At 74.4% G+C, this 20,396-nt stretch carries 18 protein-coding genes; 9 read left to right on the top strand and 9 right to left on the bottom strand.

Annotation, left to right across the window (positions count from 1 at the left end; genetic code table 11):
• Nucleotides 1-72 precede the first annotated feature (72 nt).
• Nucleotides 73-606, bottom strand: a complete 534-nt coding sequence (locus E7Z53_RS12995) for a DUF4242 domain-containing protein (protein WP_017832068.1) — start codon at nt 604-606, stop codon at nt 73-75.
• A 226-nt stretch (nt 607-832) separates the two neighbouring features.
• Between E7Z53_RS12995 and E7Z53_RS12990 the strand changes: the two genes are divergently transcribed.
• Nucleotides 833-1,531 carry a metal-dependent transcriptional regulator gene (locus tag E7Z53_RS12990; protein ID WP_176337932.1) on the top strand — a complete coding sequence of 233 codons (699 nt, stop codon included), beginning with the start codon at nt 833-835 and terminating at the stop codon, nt 1,529-1,531.
• On the opposite strand, the gene pgm is transcribed toward E7Z53_RS12990, so the two are convergent.
• Nucleotides 1,521-3,155, bottom strand: coding sequence for a phosphoglucomutase (alpha-D-glucose-1,6-bisphosphate-dependent) (gene pgm, locus E7Z53_RS12985; RefSeq protein WP_095651057.1), 1,635 nt, complete (start codon nt 3,153-3,155; stop codon nt 1,521-1,523). The genes E7Z53_RS12990 and pgm overlap by 11 nt on opposite strands.
• 174 nt (nt 3,156-3,329) lie before the next feature.
• On the opposite strand from pgm, the gene E7Z53_RS12980 reads away from it, so the two are divergent.
• A complete protein-coding gene (locus E7Z53_RS12980) occupies nt 3,330-3,521 on the top strand; it encodes a hypothetical protein (RefSeq protein ID WP_017832065.1) in 192 nt (63 codons plus the stop codon).
• On the opposite strand, the gene E7Z53_RS12975 is transcribed toward E7Z53_RS12980, so the two are convergent.
• Nucleotides 3,518-5,029 (bottom strand): amidase, encoded by a 1,512-nt coding sequence (locus E7Z53_RS12975; RefSeq protein WP_176337931.1) that lies wholly within the window; start codon nt 5,027-5,029, stop codon nt 3,518-3,520. The two genes, E7Z53_RS12980 and E7Z53_RS12975, sit on opposite strands and share 4 nt — an antisense overlap.
• A 137-nt stretch (nt 5,030-5,166) precedes the next feature.
• Between E7Z53_RS12975 and E7Z53_RS12970 the strand changes: the two genes are divergently transcribed.
• Both E7Z53_RS12970 and E7Z53_RS12965 read left to right on the top strand, forming a co-directional pair.
• Nucleotides 5,167-5,589: a hypothetical protein gene (locus E7Z53_RS12970; protein ID WP_017832063.1), complete on the top strand. Its 423-nt coding sequence runs from the start codon at nt 5,167-5,169 to the stop codon at nt 5,587-5,589.
• A gap of 269 nt (nt 5,590-5,858) precedes the next feature.
• On the top strand, nt 5,859-6,812 hold the full coding sequence (locus tag E7Z53_RS12965) for a hypothetical protein (protein WP_176337930.1): 954 nt from the start codon (nt 5,859-5,861) through the stop codon (nt 6,810-6,812).
• A 150-nt stretch (nt 6,813-6,962) separates the two neighbouring features.
• Here the strand turns inward: E7Z53_RS12965 and gabT are convergent, their stop codons facing one another.
• The 4 genes from gabT to E7Z53_RS12945 all read right to left on the bottom strand — a co-directional run bounded on the left by gabT (nt 6,963) and on the right by E7Z53_RS12945 (nt 13,369).
• Nucleotides 6,963-8,306, bottom strand: coding sequence for a 4-aminobutyrate--2-oxoglutarate transaminase (gabT, locus tag E7Z53_RS12960; RefSeq protein ID WP_109222231.1), 1,344 nt, complete (start codon nt 8,304-8,306; stop codon nt 6,963-6,965).
• A gap of 162 nt (nt 8,307-8,468) precedes the next feature.
• A complete protein-coding gene (locus tag E7Z53_RS12955) occupies nt 8,469-10,007 on the bottom strand; it encodes an NAD-dependent succinate-semialdehyde dehydrogenase (RefSeq protein WP_017832060.1) in 1,539 nt (512 codons plus the stop codon).
• 296 nt (nt 10,008-10,303) lie between these two features.
• Nucleotides 10,304-11,845: a PucR family transcriptional regulator gene (locus E7Z53_RS12950; RefSeq protein ID WP_176337929.1), complete on the bottom strand. Its 1,542-nt coding sequence runs from the start codon at nt 11,843-11,845 to the stop codon at nt 10,304-10,306.
• Between the two features lie 54 nt (nt 11,846-11,899).
• Nucleotides 11,900-13,369: an APC family permease gene (locus E7Z53_RS12945; protein ID WP_176337928.1), complete on the bottom strand. Its 1,470-nt coding sequence runs from the start codon at nt 13,367-13,369 to the stop codon at nt 11,900-11,902.
• A gap of 218 nt (nt 13,370-13,587) precedes the next feature.
• On the opposite strand from E7Z53_RS12945, the gene E7Z53_RS12940 reads away from it, so the two are divergent.
• From E7Z53_RS12940 to E7Z53_RS12930, 3 genes are all read left to right on the top strand, one after another.
• Nucleotides 13,588-13,923, top strand: a complete 336-nt coding sequence (locus E7Z53_RS12940) for a rhodanese-like domain-containing protein (protein WP_017832057.1) — start codon at nt 13,588-13,590, stop codon at nt 13,921-13,923.
• The gene (pheA, locus tag E7Z53_RS12935; protein WP_176337927.1) at nt 13,920-14,921 is read left to right on the top strand and encodes a prephenate dehydratase; all 1,002 of its coding nucleotides are present in this window, start codon (nt 13,920-13,922) and stop codon (nt 14,919-14,921) included. The genes E7Z53_RS12940 and pheA overlap by 4 nt, the downstream gene beginning before the upstream one ends.
• A gap of 144 nt (nt 14,922-15,065) precedes the next feature.
• Nucleotides 15,066-15,392, top strand: coding sequence for a hypothetical protein (locus E7Z53_RS12930; RefSeq protein ID WP_144836452.1), 327 nt, complete (start codon nt 15,066-15,068; stop codon nt 15,390-15,392).
• 27 nt (nt 15,393-15,419) lie between these two features.
• Here the strand turns inward: E7Z53_RS12930 and E7Z53_RS12925 are convergent, their stop codons facing one another.
• Complete coding sequence (locus E7Z53_RS12925) at nt 15,420-16,361, bottom strand: diacylglycerol/lipid kinase family protein (protein WP_035925994.1); 942 nt, start codon at nt 16,359-16,361, stop codon at nt 15,420-15,422.
• Nucleotides 16,362-16,521: 160 nt separating this feature from the next.
• Here E7Z53_RS12925 and serS point away from each other — a divergent pair, with 160 nt between their 5' ends.
• Nucleotides 16,522-17,826, top strand: a complete 1,305-nt coding sequence (gene serS, locus E7Z53_RS12920; RefSeq protein ID WP_017832053.1) for a serine--tRNA ligase — start codon at nt 16,522-16,524, stop codon at nt 17,824-17,826.
• Between the two features lie 74 nt (nt 17,827-17,900).
• Complete coding sequence (locus E7Z53_RS12915; protein ID WP_017832052.1) at nt 17,901-18,902, top strand: HAD family hydrolase; 1,002 nt, start codon at nt 17,901-17,903, stop codon at nt 18,900-18,902.
• Nucleotides 18,903-18,912: 10 nt separating this feature from the next.
• Here the strand turns inward: E7Z53_RS12915 and E7Z53_RS12910 are convergent, their stop codons facing one another.
• Nucleotides 18,913-20,337: a dihydrolipoyl dehydrogenase family protein gene (locus E7Z53_RS12910; protein WP_176337926.1), complete on the bottom strand. Its 1,425-nt coding sequence runs from the start codon at nt 20,335-20,337 to the stop codon at nt 18,913-18,915.
• Nucleotides 20,338-20,396 lie beyond the last annotated feature (59 nt).

The raw sequence follows: 20,396 nt of genomic DNA, 5'->3' as shown, positions 1-20,396 counted from the left end.
GGCCCGGGCGTCGAAGCACCACGGCGGCCCCCGGCTCGCGGGGACCGCCGTGTCGTCGTGTGCTGCGGCCCGTCAGACGTTGAGCTTGAACAGCCGGTCGAACGGGGTGCCCACGGCCTGGCGGGCCCGCTCCACGGCCGCCTCGTCGGGGGCGTTGTAGAAGCACAGGCACTTGGCGGTGTCCTCGCGCACGTAGGTGCGCAGGAAGGAGACCTCGGGGACCTCGGCGTACTTCGGGGAGTTGGCCTTCTTGCGCGCCAGGTACTGCTCCATGGTGATCTCGGCGGGGATGTCCCACTCCACCAGGTACTGCGCGTCGCCCTTGAGCTTCTTGATGTCGTCGAGCTCGGCGCCCACGAGGCGGACGGCGTCGGGGCCGGTGACCTCCGCGGCGGCGTCCCCGGCGGCGGTGCGCACGGTCTGGGCGAGGCCCTCGGCGCTGTCGGCCTCCACGATCACGAACACCCGTCCGTGGTCTGCCGTGACCTGGGACTCGATGAACTCGGCGCCCGCCGCGGAGACGGCCTCGGAGACCGTGGCGATGAGCTGGGTCACGGCGTCCTTGGACGCGGAGGCGGGAACGATCTCGAGCAGGTGGAGCGACATGGGGGTTCCTTCCGTCGGGTCGGGGCGGCGTCGTCGCCGCTCGGGCACTCCTGCCAGGCTAGGCTCCTGCCCCCGGAAGGTCCCGGGATCCGTCACACTTCGCAACACGGGGCGTCCGGGCGGGTTCTCCTCGTGCCGGGGGCTCGCAGGGTGCACAATGCGCCCCGGTCCGCCCGCCCGGGGTCGGCGCCGGGCGGCGCCGCCTGCGGGTCGCTAGCCTGGGGGAGTGCGCGCGGAAGAACTGAACCGGTCCGTCCAGGACTGCCTGAAGACGGTCTGGCTGGCCCAGGAGTGGTCCTCGGACGCCGTGACCACCACCGGGCTGGCCCAGCGGTTGGGCCTGTCCCCGTCCACCGTGTCGGAGGCCGTCAAGAAGCTCACCGCGCAGGGGCTGCTGAGCCGGCCCGCCCACGGCGGGATCGTCCTCACCGACCGCGGTCGGGACGTCGCCGTCCAGATGGTGCGGCGCCACCGGATCCTCGAGGCGTTCCTCACCGGCCACCTGGGCTACTCCTGGGACGAGGTGCACGAGGAGGCCGAGGTCCTCGAGCACGCGGTGAGCGAGAAGTTCGTCGCCCGGCTGGACGCCCTCCTGGGCCATCCGGAGCGGGACCCGCACGGCGACCCGATCCCGCGGCGGGACGGCACCGTGCCGTCCGCCCCGGCCGTGCTCCTCGCCGACGTCGCCCCGGGCAGTCCCGTGGTGGTGGCCCGGGTCTCGGACGCGGATCCGGCCGTGCTGCGCCGGCTCGGAACCGCCGGCATCCGGCCGGGCACCGAGCTCGTGCTCGGCGAGCACCGGTTTCGCGCGGTGCCCGTGGTGCTGGACGGGGACGTCGTCGAGGTGGACGTCCTCGCCGCGGAGGCGGTCTGGGTCCGGCCCCGGGACCGGCCCGGACCGCCTCCGGGGCCCGTCAGGAGATGACGCCGTCCACCAGCGCCTTGGCCTCCCGCTGGACCTGCTGCAGGTGCTCCTCGCCGAGGAACGACTCCGCGTAGATCTTGTAGACGTCCTCCGTGCCGGACGGCCGGGCCGCGAACCACGCGTTCTTCGTGGTGACCTTCAGCCCGCCGATCGCCGCGCCGTTGCCGGGGGCGTTCGTGAGCTTCGCCGTGATCTGCTCGCCGGCCAGGGTGTCCGCCTCGACCTGGGCCGGGGAGAGCTTCTTCAGGGCGGCCTTCTGCTCCCGGCTCGCCGGGGCGTCGATGCGCTGGTAGACCGGGGCGCCGAACTCCTCGGTGAGCTCCGTGTAGCGCTGGGACGGGGTCTTGCCGGTGCGGGCCGTGATCTCCGAGGCCAGCAGGGCCAGGATGATCCCGTCCTTGTCGGTGGACCACACGGAGCCGTCCCGGCGCAGGAAGGACGCGCCCGCGGACTCCTCGCCGCCGAAGCCGATCGAGCCGTCCATCAGGCCGGGCACGAACCACTTGAAGCCCACCGGTACCTCCACGAGCTCGCGGCCCAGCGAGGCCGCCACCCGGTCGATGATCGAGGAGGACACCAGGGTCTTGCCGACCCCGGCGTCCGGGGACCAGCCGGTGCGCTCGCGGAAGAGGTAGTCGATCGCCACCGCCAGGTAGTGGTTCGGGTTCATCAGCCCCGCGTCCGGGGTCACGATGCCGTGGCGGTCGGTGTCGGCGTCGTTGCCGGTGGCGATGTCGTACTTGTCCCGGTTGCCGATGAGGGAGGCCATGGCGTTCGGGGAGGAGCAGTCCATCCGGATCTTCTCGTCCCAGTCGAGGGTCATGAACGCCCACTGCGGGTCCACCTGCGGGTTCACCACGGTCATGTTCAGCCCGAAGCGCTGGGCGATCTCGCCCCAGTAGGCCACGGAGGCCGAGCCCATGGGGTCCGCGCCGATGTGCAGGCCGGAGTCCCGGACCACGTCGAGGTCGACGACCTCCGGCAGCGTCCGCACGTACTCCTCGAGGAAGTCGTAGGCGCCCGTGGTCTCCGCCGCCCGCGCCCGCTCCAGGGAGACCCGGCGGACCCCGGACATGCCGTTCTCGAGGAACTGGTTGGCCCGCTGGGCGATCCACTCGGTGGCGTCGGAGTCCGCGGGGCCGCCGTTGGGCGGGTTGTACTTGAAGCCGCCGTCACCGGGCGGGTTGTGCGAGGGGGTGATGACGATGCCGTCGGCCACCGCCTCCGCCCGGCCCGCGTTGTGGGTCAGGATCGCGTGGGACAGCGCCGGGGTGGGCACGTAGCCGTCCCGGGAGTCCAGCAGGACGGTGACCTCGTTGGCGGCCAGCACCTCGAGCGCGGTGTCCTGCGCGGGCCCGGACAGGGCGTGGGTGTCCTTGCCCATGAACAGCGGGCCCGTGATCCGCTGGCCGGCGCGGTACTCCACGATGGCCTGCGTGATCGCCGCGATGTGCTGCTCGTTGAACGAGGCCTTGAGGGACGAGCCGCGGTGCCCGGACGTGCCGAACGCCACGCGCTGGTCCGGGTCCGAGGGGTCGGGCACGACGTCGGTGTAGGCGTCGAGGAGCTTGCCGAGGTCGACGAGGTCACTGGGTTGGGCGACGGTGCCCGCACGATTGGTCATGGCGCCCAACCTACCGCCGGGCGGCGGGCCCGCGGAGGCTGGCACGCGATCGGGTCGCCAGGTTTCGTGCTCCGTGCCGCGCGGGAGGCCCGCGCGGGGGTGGAGGAATCGCGGCCGGTGGGACAGGATGAGGGCACCAGACAGGGCAGGACCGAACGAGGAGGCAGGGACACCATGAGCGACGCACCCGGCGGGACGACCGAGGGCTCGGGCAAGGGCCCGGAGGGCACCGTCCCGGACAACGAGCAGGGCGTCGGGCTGACCACCGACGAGAACGCGACCGGCTTCGAGCCGGAGGAGGATCCCCAGGCGGCCACCGATCCGGACGACCCCGACTCGGAGGAGGAGGCCCTGGGCCACTCCTAGGCGGTGGCGCGGGGGCCGGGGCGGCCCTGGTCCTCGAGCTGGGCGACGACGGCGAGCAGCTGCGCCTCCGCGCTCGGGCGGCCGATGAGCTGGACGCCCATGGGCACGACCGGCCCGTCGTCGTCGCCCGCCGCGCGGGTCCACAGCGTCGGGACGGTCACGGCGGGCAGGCCCACGACGTTCACGACCGAGGTCCACGGCGTGTACGCGCACTGGCGCCGGTAGTCCTGGTCCGCGCCCGCGGGGTCCGCGAGGTCGTAGCCCTCCCAGTACCAGCCCAGCGGCCGCGGTGTCATGGCGAGCGCGGGCGTCAGGACCACGTCCCAGGCGCCGTAGGCCCGGACCACGTCCTGCTCGATCCGGCGCAGGACGCCCACGGCCTGCGCCAGCTCGACCGCCGACCGGCGCAGGGCGCGGGCGCGGAAGGCCCCCGCGAGGCCGGTGAGCCTCCCCGCCTGCTCGTCGTCCAGCGGGGCGGTGCCCATCGAGGTGGTCCACACGTCGAAGAAGGCCCCCGGGTACTCGGGGTCGTAGGACAGCTCGGCCTCCTCGACCTCGTGCCCGGCGGCCCGCAGCAGGGCGACGCCCGCGTCGAGAGCGGCGCGGGCCTCCGGGGAGACCTCGATGTCCTGGACGGCGTCGAACGGGGAGGCGGTGCTCACCCCGATCCGCAGCGGCCGGTCCCCCCACGGGAGGTCGCCCCGCCGGGCCGCGCGCACACCGTCCAGGAAGGACCCCTGCGGGGCGGCACGGACCGCCCGCCGCACCACGTTGCCGTGCGCCGGGCCGGGCGCGGGGGCGCACAGGACGTCGAGCAGCAGCGCCGCGTCCTCGGCCGTGCGGGCGAGAGGCCCGTTCACCACGAGCTGGGCGGCGTCCGACTGCGCGTCCGCGGTGGGCACCCGGCCGCGGTTGGGCTTGAGCCCGACCAGCCCGCACACCGCCGCCGGGATGCGCACCGACCCTCCGCCGTCGGAGCCCGGCGCCACCGGGAGCAGACCCGCCGCCACGGCCGCCGCCTGGCCGCCCGAGGAGCCGCCGGCCCCCGTGGACGTGTCGTGCGGGTTCCGGGCGGGCGGGGCCACGAGGTTCTCGGAGTAGCAGTTGAGGCCGAACTCGGGCACCTGGGTCTTGCCCAGGCACACCGCCCCGGACGCGCCGAGCAGGGCCGCGAGGTCGTCGTCGTCCTCCGCCACGGGCGCGCCGCCGCGCCGCCCGGTCACGGCGGCGGAACCGTAGGTGGTGGGCATCCCGGCGACGTCGTGCAGGTCCTTCACCGCGAGCGGCACGCCGTGCAGCGCTCCGCGGGCGGCCCCGGCGGGCAGGGCGTCGAGCGCGCGCGCCCGGTCGAGGGCGAGGTCCGCAGCGACGTGGACGAACGCCCCCAGCGCCGGATTGCGCGCCTCGATCCGGGCCAGGAAGTGCTCGGCGGTCTCCACCGCGCCCAGCTCGCCGCGCGCGAGCGCGTCCCGCAGCTGCACGGCGCTGAGGTCCCCGATCGAGGTCACGGCAGGCTCCTGTCCGACGGTCGCGCGGTCCCCCCGGGGCTCCGCAGGGCGCTGAGCCCAGGCTAGTAGGCTGGCGGCTGTCCGGACGTGCCCGCGCGCCCCGGTTCCCGATCTTCCCCGACCCGCAGGAGTCCCCCGTGCCCACCGCCTGTGCGCCCCGTCCCGCGGCGATCCGCGCGGCGACGGCGTCCGTCCTGCTCCTGGCCCTCGCCGGCTGCTCGTCCTCCGCCGAGGGGGACGGCGCGGCCGGCAGCGGTCCGGACTCGACGGCGTCCGCCGCCGCGAGCGCCCCCACGGCCTCCGGCGGAGCCTCGCCGGCCACCGTCCAGGAGACGTGCGCCCGCGTGCTCGAGACCGTGCGCACCGCGCCGCAGCAGCTGCGGGACGATCCCGCCGGGCTGTTCACCGAGGTCGACGAGCTCGCGGCCACCGCCCCGGACGAGCTGTCCGGGCAGCTCACCTCGGTCCGTGAGGCCGTCGCCGGCTTCCGGCAGGGCGAGCGCTCCTTCATCAGCGTGGTCCAGGAGGTCAGAGGCCTGCAGGAGCGCTGCTCCGGCTGACCTCCCGCCGTGCGCGAGGGGTCGCGTTCGGCGCTCCCGGGGGCGCGAGGGGTCGCGTTCGGTGGGAAACAGCGCCGCGGAGGGTCCGGCAGCGACCCGTCGGTGATGGCGACGTGCAGAACCCGCCCCCTCGCCCTGGAGGGGCCGCAGAATGCCGGGCGGCGCAATCGCACTCCACCGGGGCACGATGACGGTCCGGGAGAGCAGGACTGCGCCACTCCGTGTGCTCGCGCCCTCCTCCGCCCGTCCCCGGCGGTCATGCTCCCGGCATGAGACACCCCGCACCCCTGCCGCCCGAACTCCGTGGCATCGGCTTCTCACGTCGGGAGGCCCTCGCCCTGGGCGTCGCGGAGCACCGGCTCCGGGACGCCGACCTCACCAGCCCCGTCGGCAGGGGAGTGCGGGTCCCCGCCGGCTGTCCCGCTCCGCTGCTGGAAGCGGCACGGGCACTGACCCGCCGGTATCCGGGGACGGTGATCAGCCACCGCTCCGCGGCGCTGCTCCACCGGATGCGGGTTCCTGACCCCTGGCAGCGGTCCTCGGAGCTGTGGCTCACGCGCGCCGACGACTCGAGGGCCCTGAGGCGGCCCGGCGTCGTCTGCCGGAGGGGACGCCTCGGTCCGCACGAGGTGGTCCGCGTCCACGGGGTGGCCGTCACGTCACCGGTGCGCACGTTCCTTGACGTCTGCGCCGAGCTCACGGTGACGGAGGCAGTGGTGCTCGCCGACGGACTGGTCGACGCCCACCGCCACGGGATCCGCCGGGCCGTGGCCGCGGTGTGCCGGCCGGACGAGCTCGAGACCGGGGTGCGGGCGCACGCCGGGCGGCGTGGCATCCGCACGGCCCGCGCCGCGGTCGAGCGGATGCGGGTGGGGTCGGACTCGCCCGGCGAGACACGGCTGCGGCTGCTGCTCGAGGACCACGGGATCCGGGGCCTGGTGCTCGACCATCCCCTGCTGGGGCCCGACGGGACGCTGCTGGCGCAGCCCGACCTCGCCCTGGAGAGCCACCGGCTCAGCCTGCAGTACGAGGGCGGCCACCACGACCGGGCGGAGCAGCGAGTGCTGGACATCAGGCGGTTGCGGGCCACGGAGTCGGCGGGGTGGCGGGAGCTCCGGATCTGCGCTCACGACCTGCACCGGCACACGACGACGACGCGGGGCCGGGTGCCGGTGGCGGTCGCCCTGGTGTGGGAGGCCATGGGGGTCGCGCACCGCCGGTGACGGGGCCGAGCCGGGGTGCGCGGGGCGAGGGGTCGCGACCGGCCGCCCGCCGCGCCGAGGGGGCCCGTCCGGACGGAATGTGACTGACTGACCGTGCGAACGAGACCCCTCGGCGTGAGGGGGATGCTGAACGAGACTCCTCGAGCTGGCCTAGGCCGCCGCGTTGCGGACGGCCTGGGCGAGCACCTGCAGGCCGTCGCGCAGCAGCTCCTCACCGATGACGAGCGGGGGCAGCAGGCGCACGATGTTGCCGAAGGTCCCGCAGGTCAGGATGATGACGCCCTGCGCGAGGCACTCCGCGGCGATCGCCTTGGCGGCGTCGGCGTCGGGCTCCGTGCCGCCGGGCCGGACGAACTCCAGGGCCATCATGGCCCCGCGGCCGCGGATCTCGCCCACGGTGCCGGTCTCCTCGGCCACCGGGGCCAGCTCCTCGCGGATGATCTCCTCGATCCGGCGGGCGCGGGCCACGAGGTCCCACTCCTCGATGGTCTGCAGCGCGCCGAGGGCGGCGGCGCAGGCCACGGGGTTGCCGCCGTAGGTGCCGCCGAGGCCGCCCGCGTGGACGGAGTCCATGATCTCGGCGCGGCCGACCACGCCGGACAGCGGCATGCCGCCGGCCACGCCCTTGGCCACGGTGATCAGGTCGGGGACGACGCCCTCGTGGTCCACGGCGAACCACTCGCCGGTGCGCGCGATGCCGGACTGGACCTCGTCGACGACGAACACGGCGCCGTTGTCGGTGCACCACTCGGACAGCGCGGGCAGGAAGCCGTCGGCCGGCACGATGAACCCGCCCTCGCCCTGGATGGGCTCGATCACGACGGCGGCCACGTTCTCGGCGCCGACCTGCTTCTCCACCTGGAGCAGCGCGCGGCGGGCGGCCTCGGCGCCGGTCATGCCCTCCGGGTCCCGGAACGGGTAGGACACGGGCACGCGGTAGACCTCGCCGGCGAACGGGCCGAAGCCCTGCTTGTAGGGCATCACCTTGGCGGTCATCGCGAGGGTCATGTTCGTGCGCCCGTGGTAGGCGTGGTCGAACACGACCACGGCCTGGCGGCCGGTGTGCACGCGGGAGATCTTCACGGCGTTCTCGACGGCCTCGGAGCCCGAGTTGAACAGCGCCGCCTTCTTCTGGTGGTCGCCGGGGGAGAGCTCGGCGAGCTTCTCCGCGACGGCCACGTAGCCTTCGTACGGGGTGACCATGAAGCAGGTGTGGGTGAAGTGCGCCACGGCCTCCTGCACCTTGGCGACCACGGCGGGGGCGGAGGCGCCCACGCTGGTCACGGCGATGCCGGACCCGAGGTCGACGAGCTGGTTGCCGTCGACGTCGAGCACGATCCCGCCGTCCACGTCCGCGGCGTAGGCGGGCACGGAGGAGGCGACTCCGGAGGCGACGGTCGCGGCGCGCCGCTCGGACAGCTCGCGGGACTTGGGGCCCGGGAGGGCGCCGTCGAGGCGACGGACCTGCTCGAGCCGGTACTGGATCTCGGTCACGACGAGATCTCCTTTCGGTGGGGACGGGACGGTGGGGACGGGACGGTGGGGACGGGACGGAACGGTCGGGGGCGCCGGGCGGGAGTGCCCCGGCACGGGACGGCGGCCGCCGCAGCTGCCTGCGACGACCGCCGTCCCGGTGCGGGAACGCGGGTCAGGACCTCAGGCGGGGGTGCCGGTGCCGGGGTTCGGGACGTTGGCCCAGGGGTTCTCCACGCCGATGTACTGGGTGGTGGTGTACTCGTGGAGGCCCTCGGCCCCGCCCTCGCGGCCCAGGCCGGACTGCTTGACGCCGCCGAACGGGGCGGCCGCGTTGGAGATCACCCCGACGTTGAGGCCCATGAGGCCGAACTCGATGCGGTCGCCGATGCGCAGGCCGCGGGAGATGTTCTCGGTGAACACGTAGGAGGCCAGGCCGTACTCGGTGGAGTTCGCCAGGGCCACGGCCTCGTCCTCGTCCTTGAAGGTGACGACCGGGGCCACGGGGCCGAAGATCTCCTCGGTCACCGCGCGGGCGTCGACGGGGACGTCGCGCAGCAGGGTGGGCTGGAAGAAGTAGCCGGGCCCGTCCACGCGCGCCCCGCCGACGACGACCTTCGCCCCGCGCTCGACGGCGTCGGTGACGAACTCCTCGACGGAGTCCCGGGCCTTGGCCTCGACCATCGGGCCCACGCTCACGCCGTCGTCCACGCCGTTGCCCACGGTGAGCGCGGCCATCTTCGCGGCCATCTTCTCGACGAACTCGTCCACGACCGACTCGTGCACCAGCAGCCGGTTGGCGGCCGTGCAGGCCTCGCCCATGTTGCGCATCTTCGCGGCCATGGCGCCGGCCACGGCCTTGTCGATGTCGGCGTCCTCGAAGACGATCAGCGGCCCGTTGCCGCCGAGCTCCATGGAGGTGCGCAGCACGTTGTCCGTGGCCAGCTTCATCAGCTGCTTGCCCACCGGGGTGGAGCCGGTGAAGGAGACCTTGCGCAGGCGCGGGTCGGCCATGATCGGCTCGGAGACCGCCGCGGCGGACTTGGAGGAGACGACGTTGAGCACCCCGGCCGGCAGGCCCGCGTCCAGCATGAGCTGGGCGAAGTACTGGGAGGTGAGCGGGGTCAGCCGGGCGGGCTTGAGCACCATGGTGCAGCCGGCGGCCACGGCCGGGGCGACCTTGCGGGTGGCCATCGCCAGCGGGAAGTTCCACGGGGTGATCAGCAGGCACGGGCCCACGGGCTTGTGCGTGACCAGCATGCGCAGGTTGCCCTCGGGGGTGTCGAGGTAGCGGCCGTAGTCGCGCACGGCCTCCTCGGCGAACCAGCGCAGGAACTCCCCGCCGTACTTGACCTCCCCGGCGGCCTCGGCCAGCGGCTTGCCCATCTCCAGGGTCATCAGCAGCGCGAGGTCCTCGGCGCGCTCCTGCACGAGGTCGAACGCGCGCCGCAGGATCTCCGAGCGCTCCCGGGCGGGGGTGCGGGCCCAGGACTCCTGGGCGTCGGCGGCGGCGTCCATCGCGGCCTGGGAGTCCTCGCGGGTGGCCGAGGCCATGGTCGCGATGACCTCGCCGGTGGCCGGGTTCTCCACCTCGAAGGTCCCCCCGTCCGAGGCGTCGCGCCACTGACCGTTGATCAGCAGTCCCGTGGGGGTCTTGGCGAGGACCGCCTCGATGCGGTCCTTCATGCCGGTGGCCGCGGGGGCCTTGTCCGTGGTGCTCATGTATCAGCCTCTCTTCTCGACGCGCGCCGGGCCACCGGGCACCGGTGGCGCTGCGCTGCGTCAGGGGGTTCGTCGGACGGGCGGGCGACAGCACTGGGCCCGCCCGTCCATCGTAGGACTCCGGACGGGCTCCCCCGCGGGGACGTCGTCACCGGGTGACGCCGAGCCGGGGCGGAGCCGGCGCCGAGGGGCCGCCACGGTCCCCCGACTGCTCCAGGCTAGCGCCGGGGCGACCCAGCAGGATGCTGAATCTTCGTGACGTCGTCGTGCACAGTGCACAGAGGAACGACGGCGGGCTACGACGTCGACCGGTCGGGCCGGTCGGACAGCCGCAGGGCGATCCACAGCTCCGCGCGCAGCTGCGGGTCGTCCACGGACCGGCCGAGCGCCTCCTCGATTTCCTGCAGCCGCTGCTGCAGGGTGTTGCGGTGGATCCCCAGGGCCTCGGCCGTCCCGCTCCGGTTGCCGTTGTGGGCGAGGAACGTGCGCAGCAGGGACAGCCGCCCGGCCCCGTCGAGGGGGCCCAGCAGCTGCCGCGCCCAGGCCCGGGCGGTCTCGGGCGGGAGGAGCCCGGCGACGCCGCCCGCCACGAGGTCGTCCCACGTGCCGACGCGCTGGCGGTCCGTGGTGCGCTCCAGCGCCTCGCGGGCCTCCCGGTCGCTCGCGTCCGTCTCGTGCACGGCCGCCGGGCCGCCGATGCCGGCCCGCAGCCCGGAGGCCTCGGCGGCGGCACGCACCTCGGCGAGCCGCTCCGGGAGGTCCTCCAGCAGCACCGCGACGGTCTGCTCGCCGCCGGGCTCCGTGGCCGGCGCCCCGACGAGCACCGGTCTCGCGCCGTGGGCGGCTTGCGCCTCGAGGCGCCGCACGCCGTCCCGCAGCTCCTCGGCGCCGCCGCGCAGGCGGGCCACCCGCACCCGGGGCGCCGTCGACCACGTCGTGTCGTCCGCCACCCCCAGCAGGGCGTCCGCCGAGCGCACCTCGCCGTTGAGCAGGAGGGCGAGGGCCCCCGCGCGGACCCGGCGGCGGAACAGCGCCTGCTCCGCCGCGCGCTCCGCGTGCAGCGAGAGCAGGGCCACGGCGGTGGCGATGACGCCGGTCCGGACGGGGTCGACCGGGCCGGGCAGGACCACCACGAGGTAGCTCTGGGGGGCGCCGTCCACCCCGAGGGGGTGGACGACCACCGCGCCGGCCGGGCCGGACTCGCTCAGGGACCCGCGCAGCCCGGCCGGCCGCAGCCGGTCGAGGAGCTCGGGGAGCGTCCGGCCCGCGGGCAGCTCGGGCAGCCCGGGGCCGGAGCGCTCCACGATCCGGGCGTCCGCCGCGCAGACGCCGGCCCACCCGCCGCCGAGCACCGACACCAGCGTGCGCACCACCCGGGCCGGGCCGTTCCGCCCCACCGCGGCCCGGGTCAGGCGCCGCTGCTCGGAGAGCATCGTCTCGAGGGCGGTGCGCGCCTCCGCCGCGCGCATCTCGGCCGCGGCGCGGATGATGCCCAGGAAGGGGGTGCGCTCGGGCACCCGGAACAGGGTCAGCCCGGCGTCCCGGCACGCCGCGGCGAGCGCGTCGGGCACGCGGAGGTAGGACAGCCGTCCGCCCACGCCCAGGCCCAGCGCCACCACGCCCCGGTCCGTGAGCCGGCGGACGTACTCCGTCCAGGAGTGCGCCCGGGCAGAGGTGTGGAGGCCCGTCAGCAGGAGGACCTCTCCGCCCTCGAGGTACGGGGTGGGGTCGGCGAGCTCGCTGGTCACCACCCAGCTCACCGGCAGGTCGGTGGCCGCCTCGACGACGGGCTCCAGCCCGAGCCCGGGCAGGCCGAGCACCTGGGCGACCGTGACCATGGGCAGTCCTCCTCTTCCGCAGTCCTCGCTGTCCTTCCCGGCGCGGCGGCCGTCTCAGCTCCGCTGCCTGCGGCGCTCGACCTCGGCGACGAGCCGGTGCTCGGCGTCGGCGCCCGGCCGGATCCCGGTGGGGATGCGCAGCAGGAACACGAGCCCGAGCAGCCACCACAGCCCGAAGATGGTCCAGGCGGGCGCGCTGAGGAAGGCGGGCATCCCGGGCAGGTACAGGCTGATCAGGGCGAGGCACAGCACGACCGAGAGGACGCCGATCGCCGTTCCGCCGTGGCCGTGGCCGCCGATCCGGAAGGGGCGTTCCATGCCGGGCTCGGTCCGGCGCAGGATCACGAAGACCACGGAGACCAGGGCGTAGGCGATCACGATGGACGGGGAGCCGGAGTCCACGAGCCAGCCCAGCATCTCGGCGCCGAAGAACGGGGCCACGAAGGAGAGGGCGCCCACGAAGAGCAGGGCGTTGGCCGGGGTGCCGTACTTCGGGTGGAGGCGGCCGAACCACTGCGGCACCATCCGGGAGTTGCCGAGCGCCCAGAGCAGGCGGGACGCCCCCATGAGGAGCGAGTTCCAGGACGTCAGGATGCCGGCGAGGCCGCCGGCGATGAGCAGGTTGGCCACGGCCGTGCTGGAGAACATGGCTCCCATGGCGTCCGCGACCGCGATGTCCGCGCCGGCGATGTCCGCGCCGGACATCGCCGAGGACGTGGTGAGCACGACCATGACGTACCAGGCCGCGGCGAGCAGCACGGAGACGATGATGGTCCCGCCCAGCTGCTTGGCCGGCAGGTGCATCTCCTCGGAGACCTGGGGGATGACGTCGAAGCCGACGAACAGGAACGGGACGGTGACGAGCACGAGGAAGAAGCCGGCCGTGCCGCTCGTGAAGAACGGCTCCATGGTGTCGACCGAGCCGCGGGTGAACGCCCCGAAGATCATCATGAGTCCCACGATCAGCAGGAAGAGGATCACGAAGATCTGCACCATGGAGGCGTGCTTCACGCCGCGGATGTTGATCGCGGTGATGATGACGGCGGTCAGCGACCCCACCAGCGCCCAGGTCAGGTTCACCTCGAAGCCGGCCACCGTCCACAGCGGGATCTGGCTCAGGCCCGGGAAGATGTACTGCAGGGTGCGAGGGACCGCCACGGCCTCGAAGGCCACGATGGTGATGTAGCCGCCGGTGATGGCCCAGGACCCGACGAAGGCCCACCGGGCGCCCATGCCGCGCAGGAGGTAGTTGTGCTCCCCGCCCGCGTACGGCATGGCGGCGACGAGCTCGCCGTAGACGAGTCCGACGACGGCCATGATGAGCCCGCCGGTGACGAGGGCCAGCACGGAGCCCATGGTCCCGGCCTCGGCCAGCCAGTCGCCGGTGAGGATGACCCAGCCGAAGCCGATCATCGCGCCGAAGCCGAGGGCGATGGCGTCGAGGCGGCCGAGGACCTTCTTGAAGCCGTGGTCCTCGCGGTCCGGGGCGTCGGGCCCCGCGCTGCGGGGTTCGCTGGTGCTCATGGGAGTTCTTCCTTCTGTCGAGGACACCCGGACGAGGTGCCTGGTCGTACCCGCCGCACGGCACTCCCGGCGGCGAGGGCACAATTTATACAGGGATTGTTTCGTCCCTGTGTGCCGCCTGGAAGCCCCCGTCCGCCCGCGGGGTGGACGCACCGGCCCCCGCGCCCGCGGACTAGGCTGGTCCGGGACAGCCCGTTCCCGACGAGAGGACCCGGACGATGGACAACCTGGACAGCCTGCCGAGCGCCTCGGTGGAGGAGATCCCCGAGGGCGCACGCGTCCTGGACGTGCGCGAGGACGAGGAGTGGGAGGCCGGGCACATCGCCGGTGCCCAGCACATCCCGCTCCGGCAGCTCCCGGAGCGCTACGGCGAGGTGCCGGTGGACGAGGACGTGTACGTGATCTGCCGCTCCGGCGGCCGGTCCCTCAAGGCCACGGCGTACCTCCAGCAGTACGGCTTCGACCCCATCAACGTCCTGGGCGGCATGGGGGCGTGGATGGACGCCGAGAAGCCCATGGTGTCCGAGACGGGCGAGACCCCGAACGTCCGTTGAGGTACGCCTACCTGGGCCCCGCCGGCACCTTCACCGAGGCCGCGCTGCTGAGCGTGGCGGGCGCCCGTGAGGCGGAGCGCCTCCCCGTGTCCTCCGTGCCCGTGGCGCTCGCGGCCGTCCGCTCCGGCGAGGTCGACGCCGCCATGGTGCCCATCGAGAACTCCGTGGAGGGCGGCGTGACCGCGACCCTCGACGCGGTGGCCACCGGCAGCGAGCTGCGCATCGTCCGTGAGGCGCTGGTGCCCATCAGCTTCGTCCTCGTGGCCCCGCCGGGCACGGCGCTCGCCGACGTCCGCACGGTCTCCACGCACTCCCACGCCTGGGCCCAGGTGCGGGGCTGGATGGACGAGCGGCTGCCGGGCGTGGACTACGTCCCGGCGTCCTCCACGGCCGCCGCGGCGCTCGCGCTGCTCCCCGGCGGGGCGGGGCGCGAGGGGCCGGCGTCCCGGGCGGGCTTCGACGCCGCGGTCTGCTCGCCCGTGGTCGTCGAGCAGCACCCCGAGCTCGAGGTGCTGGCGGAGGACATCGGGGACAACAGGGCCGCTGTCACCCGGTTCGTGCTCGTGGCCCGGCCCGGGGCGCCCCTGCCGCCGCGCACGGGCGCGGACCGCACCACGCTCGTCATTCCCCTGTGGGAGGACCGCGCCGGGGCCCTCATGGAGATCCTCGAGCAGTTCGCGACCCGGGGGGTCAACCTCTCGCGGATCGAGTCGCGGCCCACGGGCAACTTCCTCGGGGAGTACTTCTTCAGCGTGGACGTCGACGGTCACATCCTCGACGCCCGGGTGGCGGACGCCGTCGAGGGTTTGCGCCGCGTCTGTCCCAGCACGCGCTTCCTCGGCTCCTATCCGCGGGCCGACCACAAGGTGGCGACCGTGGCCCCGCACCACTCCGACGACGCCTTCCGCGAGGCGGCCGCCTGGGTCGCCGCCCTCCAGGGCCGCGACCGCCGGGCCCCGGAGACCCCGCCCGTGCAGGGCGCGCCGGGCGGCGCGTAACGCGAGGACGCGCACCGCACCCCCGCTTGTTAGCAATTGCGAATACATGCACCATGGGGAGTGCGGGCGCGTCCGTGCCCGCGATCTTCAGCCGGTGTCGATCGACCCCCCGGGTCGGGACCGAGCCCGACCGGAGGTGCCACCATGCCTGCTCCCGCCGTCCGCCGCCTCGCCCTCGCCGCCGCCCCGGCCCTCCTGGTCTGCGCGCTCGCCGCTCCGCCGGCCGCGGCGGCCGCGCCGCCCGAGCCGAGTCAGGTGGTCCGCGTCGAGATCGGCCCGAGCCCCGTCGTCGGGGACCCCCGGACCGCCGACGCCCTCGACCTCGTGCCGGCCTCCCGGGTCGTCCCGGAGCCGGTCGCCTCGGTCACGGACCGCGGGCAGGGCCCGCTCGTGGCCGTGGGACTGGCCGTGCTCGCCCTCGTGGCCGCGTTCGTGGCGGGCCTGAGCCGCCGGCCCGATCCCGCCGACTGACCCGCGGGGCCCGGGCGCCCGTGCGGGTCAGTCGCCCTGGGAGGGCGGAACCCGCACGGAGAGCGCGCCCGGGAGGATCTCGGACTCGAACCCGTTGATCAGCCCGGTGCCGTCCCCGTCCATCTGGGACTCGATGGGCTCGTGGAACTCCACGCGCACCTTCTTCGCGGCGAAGAACTCGATCACGGGCAGGTCGCGCCGCTGCCGGAACACGACCTTGGCGGCCATCAGCGCCCACTCCAGCGTGCTGCGCGGGGACATCACCACGAGGTCCAGCAGGCCGTCGTTGATCTTCGCCTGCGGCACCAGGATCAGGCCCGCGGTGAGGATCCCGCAGTTGGCGGCCATCACGGAGCGGACGCGGCGGCTCTGCCACTCGCCGTCGTCGATCCGGAAGCGGGCCCACCGCGGGGGCGCGATCAGGTGCCGGACCCCGGCCTCCCCGTAGGCCGCCCAGCCGACCAGCTTCTTCAGCTCGTCCCGGGTGTCCGTCATGATCTGGGCGTCGAAGCCCGCCCCGCCCATGACGCAGAACGCGTGGTCCCCCACGGTCCCGTCCTCGAGCTCCACGCGGAACGTGGCCATGTCGATGGCCCGCTCCGCGCCGAAGAGCGCGATGTCCACGTTGCGGTGGGGATCGCCCAGGTCGGCGCCCAGGTTGCGGGCCAGGAGGTTGCCGGTGCCCAGCGGGATGAGGCCCAGCGGGGTGTCGTGGCCGACCAGCGCCTCCGCCACGGCCCGGACGGTGCCGTCGCCGCCGGCGGCGATGACGAGGTCGGCGCCCTGCTCGAGCGCCTCGCGGGTCATCGAGGAGCCCGGGTCGTCCTCCGCGGTCTCGTAGAACACGGGGTCGGGGAACCCGCCCTTGCGGCACCCGATGATCACGGCGTCGCGGGCGACGTCCGCGTCGGCCTTGATGGGGTTGATGACGACGGCGACCCGTTTGGGGGCCACGGGAGTGGCGGTCACGGAAGGACTCCTCGGTTCTGCGGCGCCGGGGACCGGTGGCGCCGTGCGGTGGGGCGGTGGCGCCGCGGCACGGGGCCGCGGGCCCGCGGCGCCGGGCGGATCGCGACGGGCCTCCACCCTAACCCCCGTCGCGTCCGGAGGACTTGGGTACCCTGTCAGGGTGATCGACATCAACCAGCTCCGTGAGAACCCCGACGTCTTCCGCGCCTCGCAGCGTGCCCGCGGGGCGGACGACACCCTGATCGACCGGATCCTGGAGGCGGACGTCGAGCGCCGCCGGCTGATCACCGAGTACGAGTCCCTGCGGGCCGAGCAGAACGCCTTCGGCAAGCAGGTGGCCCGGGCCCAGGGCGAGCAGAAGCAGGCGCTGCTCGCCGAGGTCAAGGAGCTGGCCGCCCGGGTCAAGGAGGCGCAGGCGGCCGCGGAGGCCGCCCGTGCCGGTCAGGACGAGCTCGTCGCGGTCGTCGACAACCTCGTCCTCGACGGCGTCCCCACGGGCGGGGAGGACGACTTCGTCCTGCTCCGGACCGTCGGGGAGCCCCGCGACTTCGCCGCGGAGGGCGTCGAGCCCAGGGACCACCTGGAGATCGGCGAGCTCGTGGACGGCATCGACATGGAGCGGGGGTCCAAGGTCTCCGGCGCCCGGTTCTACTTCCTCAAGCGCGACGTCGCCCGGCTCGAGACCGCCCTGCTGCTCATGGGCCAGGACCAGGCGCTGGACAACGGCTTCGTCCCCATGACCACCCCGAACCTCGTGCGCCCCGAGATCATGAGCGGCACGGGCTTCGACGTCGCCCACTCCGACGAGATCTACCACGTGGGCAAGGACGAGCTGTACCTCGTGGGCACCTCCGAGGTCCCCCTGGCGGGCTACCACGCCGACGAGATCCTCGACCTCTCCGACGGCCCGCTGCGCTACGCCGGCTGGTCCTCCTGCTACCGCCGCGAGGCCGGCTCCGGGGGCAGGGACACCCGGGGCATCATCCGCGTGCACCAGTTCAACAAGCTCGAGATGTTCGTCTACTGCTCCCCGGAGGACGCGGAGGCGGAGCACGCGCGGCTGCTCGCGTGGGAGGAGGAGATGCTCGCCAAGTGCGAGCTCGCCTACCGGGTGATCGACACCGCCGCCGGGGACCTCGGCACCTCCGCGGCCCGCAAGTTCGACTGCGAGGCCTGGGTCCCCACCCAGGGCAAGTACCGGGAACTGACCTCCACGTCGAACTGCACCACCTACCAGGCGCGGCGGCTCAACATCCGGGAACGGCTGCCCGAGACCACGGACGCCGCCGGCAAGGTCCGCAAGGGCGGCACCCGCACGGTGGCCACCCTCAACGGGACGCTGGCGACCACCCGCTGGCTGGCCGCCATCCTCGAGACCCACCAGCAGGCGGACGGGTCGGTGCGCGTCCCCGAGGCGCTGCGGCCCTACCTGCGCGGCCAGGAGACCATCCCCGTCCGGCGCTGAGCCGCCGGGAGGCGTTCGGCTCCCGTTCATCTCACATCGACATCTCGGCCATCCTGTCGGTGTGATGTGGCACCATGTCCCGCATGACAAAAGAAAAGACCGCTGGCACCGAGGACCAGCACGAACTCGTCGGCATCAACTCCACCGTCCCGCTGAAGGTCGAGCACTCGGAAGACCTCAGCGACACGGCCGGCGGCACCACCGCGCCCGCGCGCTCCGCCGCCGACGTCCGGATCCCCCTCAAGGTCCAGCCTCCCCGCTCGAACGGGTGGAAGAAGGAGGCGGGCGTCCAGTACCTGGTGGCCCTCGACGTCGACGGCACGCTCGTCGACCACGACGGCCACATGTCCCGGCCGGTGCGCGAGGCGGCCCAGGCCGTGCTGGCGGCCGGCCACCACGTGGTCATCTCCACCGGCCGCTCCAAGGGGGCGACCCTGCCCGTGGTGGAGCTCATCGGCCAGGAGCGCGGCTACGCCGTGTGCTCCAACGGCGGCATGACGCTCGAGCTGGACCCGGAGCTGCCGGCGTACCACCGGGTGCTCGAGTGCGTCTCCTTCGACCCCGGCCAGGCCCTCGAGGCCCTCGAGCAGCGCCTGCCCACCGCGAAGTTCGCCCTCGAGACCGAGGACGGGTCCTTCTACTCCACGGAGCGCTTCCAGGACGCGTCCTTCGGCATCGAGGCGATCGGCGTGGACCTGCACCAGCTGGCGCGGATGAAGGCCGTGCGCATGGTGGTGTACAGCACGGAGCACACCCCGGAGGAGTTCGCCCGGGCGATCGACGAGGCCGGGCTGCACGGCGTCACGTACTCCGTGGGCTGGAGCGCCTGGCTCGACATCGCCGCCAACGGCGTCTCCAAGGCCAGCGCCCTGGAGCAGATCCGCCGCCGGCTCGGCGTGGACCCGTCCCACACGGTCGCCGTCGGCGACGGCCGCAACGACATCGAGATGCTCGACTGGGCCGCCCGCGGCGTGGCCATGGGCCAGTCCCCGGACGAGGTCGCGGCCGCGTGCCACGAGGTGACGCACACGGTCTACGAGGACGGCGTCGCCCGGATCCTGCGCTCCCTGCTCTGAGCCCGGCGGCTCAGAGCCCGTACTCCTCGAGCAGCCGCAGCCAGACCTCGCTGATGGTGGGGAAGACGGGCACCGCGTGCCAGAGCCGCTCCAGCGGCACCTCGCCGACCACGGCGACGGTCGCCGCGTGCAGCAGCTCCGTCACGTCCGGGCCGGCGAAGGTCGCGCCCACGAGGGTCCGGCGCCGGCGGTCGACCACGAGCTGGGCCCAGCCCCGGTAGTCGTCGCGGTGCAGGAGCGCCCCGGCCACGTCGATGGCGTGCTCCACGACGTCCACCTCGAGGCCGTCCGTGCGGGCCTGCTCGGCGGAGCGGCCCACGGAGGCCACCGCGGGGTCGGTGAAGACCACCTGCGGGACGGCGCACCCGTCGGCCGTGGACGCGTACGGGGACCACGGGGGCGCGGACGCCCCCAGCCGGCCGGCCGCGCGCGCCACGACCGCGTCCGCGACGGCGCGCGCCTGGTACTTCCCCTGGTGGGTCAGCAGGGGCCCGCCCGCCGCGTCCCCGGCGGCGTAGAGCCAGCCGCCCTCCGCACCCGCCACGAGGCCCGAGCCGTCGACCCGCAGCGCGGAGGGGTCCAGGCCGAGCTCCTCGAGGCCCAGGTCCGCGAGCGCGGGCCGCCGCCCCGTGCTCACCAGCAGCCGCTCCGCGGACACGGTCCCGCCGCCCTCGAGGTCGAGCTCGACACCGCCGCCGGCGGACCGGACCCGCTCCGTGGCCCGCCCCTCGACGACCGTGACGCCCTCGGCGTCGAGGGCCTCGGCGACCAGCCGCGCGGCGGTGGACGGGAAGGCGCTCAGCAGCCGGCTGCGGGCGACCACCGTGACCCGGGAGCCCAGGCGGGCGAAGGCCTGCGCGAGCTCCGTGCCGGCCACGCCCCCGCCGAGCACCGCCAGGGACCCGGGGACATCCTGGGCGGCGGTGGCGTCGCGCGTGCCCCAGAACGGCACGTCCCCGAGACCCGGGACCGGGGGCACGACCGGCCGCGAGCCCGTGGCCAGCACCACGGCGTGCCGGGCCTCGAGCACCCGGACGCCGCCGTCCTCGGCGGTGACCCGGACCCGCCGGGGCCCGGCCAGCGCGCCCCGGCCCCGGACCAGGTCCACGCCGGCCCCGGCCAGCCACTCCGCCTGGCCGGTGTCGTCCCAGTGCGCCGCGAACCCGTCCCGGCGGCGCAGCACCGCCGCCGCGTCCGGCGGGCCGGTGACGGCCTCGGCCGCCCCGGCCACTCCGCGGGCGGCCTCGAGGGCCGCGCCCGGGCGCAGCAGCGCCTTCGAGGGCGTGCACGCCCAGTAGGAGCACTCCCCGCCCACGAGCTCCGCCTCGACGAGCGCGGCGCTCAGCCCGCCCCGCACCACGCGGTCGGCCGCGTTTTCGCCGACCGGACCACCGCCGATCACCACCACGTCGTACCTGTCCCGGGGCTCTGTCATGCCCCGAGTCTGCCAACGGGCGCGCCGCCCGACAACAGCCCCGACGGCGCTCGGGCAGG

Origin of the sequence: Kocuria salina, from assembly GCF_013368965.1 — a bacterium.
Lineage (GTDB): Bacteria > Actinomycetota > Actinomycetes > Actinomycetales > Micrococcaceae > Kocuria > Kocuria rosea.
This window is presented reverse-complemented; position numbering and strand designations above follow the sequence as displayed.